This is a genomic window from Micropruina sp. (assembly GCF_047606365.1).
Taxonomy (GTDB): Bacteria; Actinomycetota; Actinomycetes; order Propionibacteriales; family Propionibacteriaceae; genus Micropruina.
In genome coordinates, this window is record NZ_JASGEN010000036.1 from 48854 (window position 1) to 57129 (window position 8276).

General features: G+C 68.9%; 13 protein-coding genes. 7 read left to right on the forward strand and 6 right to left on the reverse strand.

The window, feature by feature from the left end; genetic code table 11:
• Positions 1–14 precede the first annotated feature (14 nt).
• Entirely contained in the window at positions 15–635 is a 621-nt protein-coding gene (locus QM624_RS05090; RefSeq protein WP_415089401.1) for a DUF664 domain-containing protein, read from the reverse strand.
• Between the two features lie 96 nt (positions 636–731).
• Here QM624_RS05090 and QM624_RS05095 point away from each other — a divergent pair, with 96 nt between their 5' ends.
• Entirely contained in the window at positions 732–1694 is a 963-nt protein-coding gene (locus tag QM624_RS05095) for a helix-turn-helix transcriptional regulator (protein WP_415089403.1), read from the forward strand.
• Positions 1695–1834: 140 nt separating this feature from the next.
• Here QM624_RS05095 and QM624_RS05100 read toward each other — a convergent pair whose 3' ends face one another.
• Positions 1835–2242 (reverse strand): PIN domain-containing protein, encoded by a 408-nt coding sequence (locus QM624_RS05100; protein WP_415089405.1) that lies wholly within the window; start codon positions 2240–2242, stop codon positions 1835–1837.
• Positions 2235–2462 carry a hypothetical protein gene (locus QM624_RS05105; RefSeq protein WP_415089407.1) on the reverse strand — a complete coding sequence of 76 codons (228 nt, stop codon included), beginning with the start codon at positions 2460–2462 and terminating at the stop codon, positions 2235–2237. The genes QM624_RS05100 and QM624_RS05105 overlap by 8 nt, the downstream gene beginning before the upstream one ends.
• A 129-nt stretch (positions 2463–2591) precedes the next feature.
• Between QM624_RS05105 and QM624_RS05110 the strand changes: the two genes are divergently transcribed.
• Positions 2592–3062 carry an AAA family ATPase gene (locus QM624_RS05110; RefSeq protein WP_415089409.1) on the forward strand — a complete coding sequence of 157 codons (471 nt, stop codon included), beginning with the start codon at positions 2592–2594 and terminating at the stop codon, positions 3060–3062.
• A gap of 101 nt (positions 3063–3163) precedes the next feature.
• Here QM624_RS05110 and QM624_RS05115 read toward each other — a convergent pair whose 3' ends face one another.
• Both QM624_RS05115 and QM624_RS05120 read right to left on the reverse strand, forming a co-directional pair.
• Entirely contained in the window at positions 3164–3592 is a 429-nt protein-coding gene (locus QM624_RS05115; protein ID WP_415089411.1) for a VOC family protein, read from the reverse strand.
• A gap of 26 nt (positions 3593–3618) precedes the next feature.
• Complete coding sequence (locus QM624_RS05120; RefSeq protein ID WP_415089413.1) at positions 3619–4119, reverse strand: DinB family protein; 501 nt, start codon at positions 4117–4119, stop codon at positions 3619–3621.
• 113 nt (positions 4120–4232) lie between these two features.
• On the opposite strand from QM624_RS05120, the gene QM624_RS05125 reads away from it, so the two are divergent.
• From QM624_RS05125 to QM624_RS05135, 3 genes are all read left to right on the forward strand, one after another.
• Positions 4233–4901: a TetR/AcrR family transcriptional regulator gene (locus tag QM624_RS05125; RefSeq protein ID WP_415089415.1), complete on the forward strand. Its 669-nt coding sequence runs from the start codon at positions 4233–4235 to the stop codon at positions 4899–4901.
• A 34-nt stretch (positions 4902–4935) separates the two neighbouring features.
• Positions 4936–5673: a siderophore-interacting protein gene (locus QM624_RS05130; RefSeq protein ID WP_415089417.1), complete on the forward strand. Its 738-nt coding sequence runs from the start codon at positions 4936–4938 to the stop codon at positions 5671–5673.
• A gap of 178 nt (positions 5674–5851) precedes the next feature.
• A complete protein-coding gene (locus tag QM624_RS05135; RefSeq protein WP_415089419.1) occupies positions 5852–6145 on the forward strand; it encodes a DUF1905 domain-containing protein in 294 nt (97 codons plus the stop codon).
• A 10-nt stretch (positions 6146–6155) separates the two neighbouring features.
• Here QM624_RS05135 and QM624_RS05140 read toward each other — a convergent pair whose 3' ends face one another.
• Positions 6156–6731, reverse strand: a complete 576-nt coding sequence (locus QM624_RS05140; RefSeq protein ID WP_415089421.1) for a GNAT family N-acetyltransferase — start codon at positions 6729–6731, stop codon at positions 6156–6158.
• 59 nt (positions 6732–6790) lie between these two features.
• Here QM624_RS05140 and QM624_RS05145 point away from each other — a divergent pair, with 59 nt between their 5' ends.
• Together QM624_RS05145 and QM624_RS05150 are read left to right on the forward strand one after the other, a co-directional pair.
• Complete coding sequence (locus QM624_RS05145; protein WP_415089423.1) at positions 6791–7720, forward strand: aminoglycoside phosphotransferase family protein; 930 nt, start codon at positions 6791–6793, stop codon at positions 7718–7720.
• A 302-nt stretch (positions 7721–8022) separates the two neighbouring features.
• A partial coding sequence (locus QM624_RS05150; protein WP_415089425.1) for an Ada metal-binding domain-containing protein occupies positions 8023–8276 on the forward strand: 254 nt, incomplete at its 3' end.

The window sequence follows — 8276 nt, forward strand, 5'->3', positions numbered from 1 at the left end:
TCGACCGGCGGTGGTCAGCCCCGCTCGGTCTCGTTCGCCGTCCACTCGCTGTCGGTCCACTCGCCGTCGCCCCAGGCCGGCCACGGCTCGCCATCGGCCAGGGCGTTCAGCTCGTAGGAACCCTTGCCGTCGATGCTCTCGCGAATGATGTCGGCATGGCCGGCATGCCGGGCCACCTCGGTCGCGACATGCAACAGCACCCAGCGCACCTCCCAATGGGTCAGGTCCTCGGGGAACCACGGCGCCTCGGGTACCGGCACCAGGCCGTCCAGCAGGCTGGGGTCCGTCTCGATCCGCTCCAGCAGGACCTCGACGCCGGCCACCCGGCGATCGAAGTCGGCCAGCAGCTGTTCGCCGGTGTGGCCGGCGACCGATTCCGCCTCGTCCTCGGTGGCGCCCTTGCTGTAGTCGACGGCACCGCCCGCCGCGGCCTCGATGCCGATTCCGTACTGTTCGGCGACCAGCCCGACATGGTCGACCAGGGCGGCGAGGGTGAATTCGCTGACCGTCGAGCGCTGGTGCCACTGCTCGTCACTCAGGCCGTGGACGGCGCTGCGGACCTGCGCCAGTTGATTGCGGACGAAGCTGCTGACCACGCCGGCCTCGCCGTGTGCGTTCGGGGTGAGGAATGCCATCTGAGTGCTCCTTGTGAGGTGTTCCTTCGTTGACATGCCTAGTGTTTCCATTGAATAGGACAGTATTTGTCCGCTTACACATGGGATTCTGGATTCATGTCCACCGACACCACCGAACGTGCCCTGCGGGTGTTGGGCCTGCTGCAGGCCCGGCCCGGCTGGACGGCGCCCGAACTAGCCCGTGACCTGGGCGTGACGACCCGCACCGTGCGTCGCGACGTCGACCGGCTGCGCCAACTGGGCTACGCGATCGACGCGGACCGAGGTGCGGCGGGCGGCTACCGATTGGCCAGGGGTAGGGCGGTGCCACCGCTGCTGTTCACCGAGGACGAGGCGGTCGCGGTCGGTGTCGCATTGCAGCGAGCGGCGGCGTTGACCTCCGGACCGGACGCCGAGTCGGCGGTCGGCGCGCTGGTCAAACTGGATGCCGCCTTGCCCGGGCCGCTGCGGGAACGACTCCGCGACCTGCGCAGCTTCGTCAGCCACACCGGGCGAACCACGGCGACCGTGCCCGCCGAACTGCTGACCCGGATCGCCGCCGCCATCCGTGCTCGGATCCGGCTGCGCTTCAGCTACCCGCCCACCCGGTCGGCCCAGTTGCTGGAACAACGTCGTGTCGAGCCCTACCGGCTGGTGGCCGCCGAGCGGGGCTGGTACCTGTCGGCCTTCGACCTCGACCGGGATGACTGGCGGCTGTTCCGGCTCGATCGGATGAGCGACGTCGCCGTGTCCACGCTCGGGTTCCGGCCGCGTCCGGAGCCACCCGATCCGGTGGAGCGGCTGCGCCGGATCCCGGTCGACAGCTATCCGTTCGCCGTGCTGGTGCATATCGACGCGCCGCTGGAGACGGTGAGTGAGTGGTTCGGCCACTACCGCACGGTGTTGAGCGCGATCGACGAGCACACCACCGAACTACGCACCGGTGCCGAACGGGCGGAATACGTGCCGGGCTGGTTGTCCGACCTGCCGGTGCCCTACCGGGTGATCGGCGACGACGCCGTCCGGGCCGCATTCGCTGAGGCAGCGGAACGGATGCGGGCGGCGTTGGGGATGCGCTAATCAAGGCCCCTCCATCGTCGTCCCGGGCTCCGACCCGGGATCTCAGGTCGGGAGAGATCCAGAACTGTCACCGATGTCCTGCGACATAACAGAAGAGATCCCGGGGCGGAGCTCGGGATGACGTGAACGTCAGCGCTGCCTCAAGCAAACGGGTTCTGGACGCGGACGCCGCGGATCACCTGACCGTCGTTCAGATCCTCCGACAGCAGGACGCGGCAGCCGGCGATGGCGGCGGCTTCGATCACCATTGCATCCCAGATCGACAGCTGATGCTCCACCGAGGTCTGTGCCGCCCGCACGACGAGTTCGGCATCGTCCGTAGCCACCGACAGCTTCGCGAGGGATTCCAGGCTCTTCTGAGCGGTCGCGGGAGGCATCGGCGGGGTGAGTTTCCGGGTCACGGCGGCGAACCACTCCAGGAGGACCTGTGTGCTGATCGTCGCGTCGGGGTGCTGGGCGAGGACCGCCAATGCCCGCGCCTGCTTCTCACGGTCGGAGGTGTCGAACGCGTAGACCAGCACATTCGTATCGAGGAATACCTCAGCCACGATGAAGCTCGTCCCGGGTCCAGTTGCGCCCGGTGCCGGCCGAACCGGCCTCGCTGGCACGGGCCAGGGCGATGACATCGTCCATCGTCGAATCGGCCGATCCGGCGTAGCGACGGAGCACGTCGGCCAAGTAGGCGTTCACGGACTCGTTGCGTTCCAGGGCTCGCTGACGGGCACGCTTCAGGGTCGCGTCGTCCACGGTGATGGTCAGGTTCGCCACTGGATCAGTGTGACACTGAATCAGTGCTACACGAGGACAGTGCCGACCTGTTCGATCCGTCCCACCCTGACGGGTGACAAGGCACTTCGGTGCCTTGTCGGTGGGCGGACGGCTGGCATGCTGGCAGGCATGCCGATGGTGACGCTGCTGTGCGGGCCCGCCGGAGCGGGCAAGACCACCTATGCGCGAAAGCTGGAGCGGCGTGGCGCCGTCCGGCTGTCCATGGATGAGGCGGTCTGGGACGACGGCTGGCGGCAGGACGAGCCACCGCAGGAACGCCTCGACGCGCTGTACGCCGGCCTGCGGGACGACCTGGTCCACGCCGTGGAGGCGGGCTCGGACGTCGTGGTCGACCTGTCCCTGGCCGATCGCTCGGTGCGCGACGAGTGGCGCCATCTGTGCGCGTCCGCCGGTGTCCGTTGCGAACTTCTGGTCTTCACCGCGCCCTTCGAGGTGCTCTGGCAGCGGGTCAAACGGCGCAACGACGAAGAGCACGCCAACGCCGTCCGGCTGACCGAGTCGCGGCTGCGGCTCTATGTGGACGGCTTCGACTGGCCGGCGGCCGACGAGGACGCTCGGGTGATCAACACCGCTGAGTGAGCGCGACTGTCCGCTGGGAGGGTCTCGACAAGCTCGACCCTCGCTGAGTGAACTTGTCGAAACACGGTCCTGGGCTTCGACAAGCTCAACCAGCGGAGGGCTCAGTCCTGCTGCGACCAGCCTCCGGGCGCGGACACGTTGAACATCCACTCGATGCCGTACTTGTCCTTGACCAGGCCGTAGATGTCGCCCCACACCTGCTTCTCCAGCGGCATGCCCACGCTGCCGTCGGCGGCCAGTGCTTCGAACCAGCCCTGCATTGTGGTGAGGTCGTCGCCGAAGAACGAGCAGTAGACGCGGGTGCCGCCCCAGGTCTGCTCGGCGCCGGGCATGGCGTCGGAGGCCGAGATGCTCAGCCCTTCGTTGACCTGCAGGTTGCCGTGCATCAGGCCGTCGTCGGGCATGTCCTTCATGCCGAAGTCGGCATAGCCGAACAGCTGCAGTTCGCCGCCGAAGATGCCGTGGTAGTAGGTCATCGCTTCGCGGCCGTTGCCGGCGAAGTTCAGGTACGGGCTCAGCGTGATGGTCATGGTGTGCTCCTATCGGTTGGTTGATGTCACAAGACGATGTATTGCCGACCGTCGATCAGCTCGCGAGCGGCGTCCAGATGGCCGGCGTGGGTGGCGGTCTCGACCAGGACGTGGACGATCACGCTGCGCAGGTCGGGGAAGGCGAGGCCGGCGGCGGGCCACCAGTCCTCGGGACTCTTGGGCGGCGCGCTCAGCGGCGTGGACTCGATCAGCGCATCGGACGCGGCCACGGCGGCCCGGTAGTCAGCGATCACCTGATCGGCGGGCTCGTCCGCACCGACCCGCCAGTCGGCGTTGTCGCCCTCGGGCCAGAAATCGAGCGGCGCCCCGCCCATCACCGTCTCGAACCAGTACCGCTCGTCGGACAGCGTCAGGTGCCGCACCAGCCCGAGAATGCTCCAGCCCGACGGCAGCGTCGCCATGCGCAGCTGCTCGTCGTTCAGACCGTCGAGTTGGTCGAGAATGTGCCGGCGCTGACCGCGCAGCCGGCCCAGCAACAGGTCGCGTTCCGCGACGTCTGAAGTCATGGGCACAGCCTGCATGCCGCCACCGACACTTTGTTCGGCTCCCTCACAGCAGCGCTCCCAAGTCTAAAGTAAACGATGTAAACATTTGGTTCTTGAAACCGTAGGCGGTGCGAATGGCGGAGGCAACCCCCAAGGGGCGGTACCACCACGGCAATCTGCGGGCCGCGTTGGTGCAGGCCGGCTATCGCCTGGCCGTCGAACAGGGCCCGGACGCCGTCACCCTGCGCGCGGTCACCCGGCGCGCAGGAGTCAGCCCGGCCGCCGCCTACCGTCACTTCGCCGGCCTGGAGGAGCTCCGGGTGGCCATCGGGCTGTGGTCGATCCGCGGACTGGCTCGATCCATCGAGGAGCACCAGTCCCGGGTGGAGATCGCCGACCCCGCACCGCGGGCGCGCGCGATGCTCGAAGCGGTCGGTGACGGCTACCTGGCGTTCGCCCTCGATCAGCCGCGGGTCTTTCGGATCGGTCTCTACGGCCTGCTCGGCATGGAACATGCCGAACTGGCCGAGGGTGCGGGCGACAGCGGCCGGACGCCGTTCCAACTGCTCACCGATGCGCTCGCCGGCCTCGCCGCGGTCGGGGCGTTGCCGGCGGAGCGCGTCGAACCGGCGGCGATCCAGTGCTGGTCGAGCGTGCACGGCTTCGCCTCGCTGGCCACCCAGGGCCCACTGCGGGGAGCGCCGCGTGAGGTTCGCGACGCGATGGCTCGACGACTCGTCCGCGACGTGGTGGACGGCGTCCTCGCCGTGGGCAGTCGAAGAGAAGGCGACGAAACCAGCTAATTTAGGTTAGGCAAACCTAACCTAAGGAAGCGCAATGGCTGAGACCGCGACGCTGGGCAAGGGCGTCCAAGGAGTCATCATGCGGGCCTTCCGGTCCCGCGACTACACGATCACGGTGACCGGCGCCCGCGACATCGGTCCGTACTATCGCCGGCTGTCGTTCGCCGCCCCCGAGCTGTTGGCCGCCCACCCGCCCTACCCGAGCATGTGGATCCGACTGTGGTGCCCCGGACCCGATCGGCTCTATCAACGAGCTTTCACCCTGGTCGACCCGGACGCCGCAGCCGGCACCTTCGACATCGACTTCGCGATGCACTCCACCGGCTACGCCATGGACCTGGCCCGCACCGCGCAGCCCGGCGACGTCGTCCAGGTGTCGGTGCTGACCCGCGACGACTACGTCCGGCCCGATCCGATGCCGCCCGGCTTCGTCATGGTGGCCGACCCGGCCTCGCTGCCCGCGGTGAACAGCATTCTGCCCACACTGCCCGACGATCTGCAGATCCAACTCTGGCTAGGGCGGCAGCATCCTGCCGACGACGAGTTGCCGCTGGCTTCCCACCCCGGCCTGCGGGCGACATGGGTGCCGCACGAGGAACTCACCAGGCGGCTCAGCACCGAACTTGCCGGCGTGCACGGCTGGTTCGGCTGGGTCTGCGTGGACACCGCCCAGACCCGGGCGATCAAGGAAATGCTGCGGACGGCCACTGGTGCCGGCAAGCGGGAGGGCCACGCGATGGGCTACTGGACCGTGGGCCGCACCACCGGCTAAGGAAGCGCTGATCCTTGGTCGACCACCGTTGGTCGAGCTTGTCGAGACTCGCGGACTCAACCACCGTTGGTCGAGCTTGTCGAGACCACAGGCAGGCATGGTCTTTCGACAAGCTCAGGTTTCGACGAGCTCAACCAGCGGTGGGGCGCCCACCTCGTCTTAGTGGCAGACTCTGCGCGTGGTCGAATTCGACTTCTCCGGAACAGTGATCGAGTGGCGTGGGCCGGCGCCCTACTACTTCATCGCGCTACCGGACTGGGTGGCCGAGCAGATCGGCGTGGTCGCGCGGGCGGTCAGCTACGGCTGGGGTGTGATCCCGGTCGAGGCGACGATCGGGCGAACCACCTGGACCACCTCATTGTTTCCCCGTGACGGCGGGTACCTGCTGCCGGTCAAGGCGGCCGTCCGTGACGCCGAGAAGGTTGCGGTCGACCACGTTGCCGAGGTGACCCTGCGGATCCGCGGGATGTGAGCTGAGCGGCTCAGAGTTCCTTGCGGACGATCACCCGAGGCCGGCCGTTCACCTTGTAGCCGGTATCGCCGATGACCGCGAAACCGGCCTCGGTGAACCATGTGAGTAGCCCCGCGGACGCCTGGGTGCGGTCGATCTTCGCCCCGTCCGCGTCGATCGGGTAGCCGATGACGGCTGCTGCGTCGCGCGAAGCGGCGTAGTCGACGGCGCCGGTCAGCAGTGCCCGGGCGACGCCACGGCGTCCGTGACCGGCGCGGACGCGAAAGCAGGTCAATGCCCACGGATCGTCCTCATCGCGGGGAAAGTGCTTGTCGCCCAGACCGTTCAGTTCGCTGCGCGGCGCGATCGCGGCCCAGCCGACCACCTCGTCGCCGTCGTAGGCGAGGACGCCCGGCGCCCGCCCGCGGCGTCCGCACAGCTCGCGGAGTGCCTCGCCCCGGTGCGGTTGGCGCAGCGCGTCGTTCTCCGCCGGCGGCAGCCGGTAGCTGAGGCACCAGCAGCCCTGAGCGCCGGGCCGCTTCGGGGCCAGGATCGTTGCCGCGTCGTCGAACCGGGCGGCGGTCGCCGGGTGGATCTGCACGGTCATGCGGTCAACCTACGCTTCGTGCCGAGATCCCGGGGTCGGGACACCACTAGCCTCGGAGGGTGGACTCGGAGGTGATCGCGGCGGCCATCGACGAAGCGCGGCGCCGGGAGGCGATCTCCGATCGAGATCTCGGTGCGGAGGTGGCTCACTATGGGTCCGTCCTGGCGAAGGTGTGCGATGTCTGGGCGCTGACGCCGACCGAGTGGTTCGGCGGTGGGGTCAATCCGCCGCCGCTGGCGGTGATCGCCCCTGACGGGGCGCCGGCGGTACTGAAGATTCAGCTGCCCGGCGTCCAGGATGTCGCCGCGGCTGTACTACTCGCCGCAGGCGGGGACGGCTACGTGCGGGTACTCGACTGGGACGCCTCCCGCGGGGCGCTGCTCACCGAGCGGCTGGGCGGAACGCTCTGGGGCGTCCGGTCAGACCTGGTCGGGCAGGTGCGCACGATCGTGCCGCTGCTGCGTCAGGCATGGGCGGTGCCGGTGGCGATCGGGCGTGCGTTCGAGTCCAAGGCGAGCGGGCTGCGCGGCATCCTCGCCGACCTCGGCGGACGCTATGGCGAGGCGGCGCCCACCGCCCTGGAATTGGCCGTCGGCTACGCCGAACAGTTGGCGGCCGACGAACGTGCCGAGGTCGTTTGTCATGGTGATCCGCACGCCGGCAACGTGCTGCGGCGCGGCGACGGCTGGGCGCTGATCGACCCGGACGGCTTCGTCGGCGAGCGCGCCTACGACCTGGGCGTGGTGCTGCGCGACGCCTGCCTGGAGTTCGCCGACGCAGAGACCGGCCGTGCGGGCGCCGGCGTCGCGTTGCTGCGGGACGGCTGCCAGTTGCTGGCCGAGTTGGGTGGCGCCGCTCCTGAGCGGGTCTGGCGCTGGGGCTTCGTCGAACGGGTCACCACTGGGCTCTATCTGCACTGGTTCGGCTACCCCGACGAGGGCGACCGGTTCCTGACCACCGCGGAGACAATCGCTCGCGCCGAGGCCTGAACCGCCGGACGCCGTCGTGGCACTCCCGCGGCGATGCGTCGACTCGCCAGAGGCTTGCTCCTCCCGTGGGGTTCGTCATCCCGGGCTCGACCCGGGATCTCACGTTCGGGCCTCGCCGGGCCCGTCGGAGATCCCGGCGTCCGCCGGGATGACAACGGATGGAGCAGGAAGGTGACCGGCGTCCCGCGGAGATCCCGGCGTCCGCCGGGGTGACGAACCCAGCGAGGCGGACTGAACTCGTGCCGGAACTCCATGTCGCATTCTTGCTAGGTCTTGTCGGTGGCGGCGACCATGATGGAGCCATGATTCCGAGTCGTGAGGTGTGCTTGCGGGCCGTCGCCAGCCGTGACGCCCGCTTCGACGGCGAGTTCTTCACCGCCGTCGCCACCACCGGCATCTACTGCCGGCCGAGCTGCCCGGCGCTCACCCCGCGTCCGGAGAACACCGCCTTCTATCCGACCGCGGCGGCCGCTCAGGACGCTGGCTTCCGGGCCTGCCGCCGCTGCCGCCCCGACACCGTGCCCGGCTCGGCGGCGTGGGACGTCCGGGCCGACAC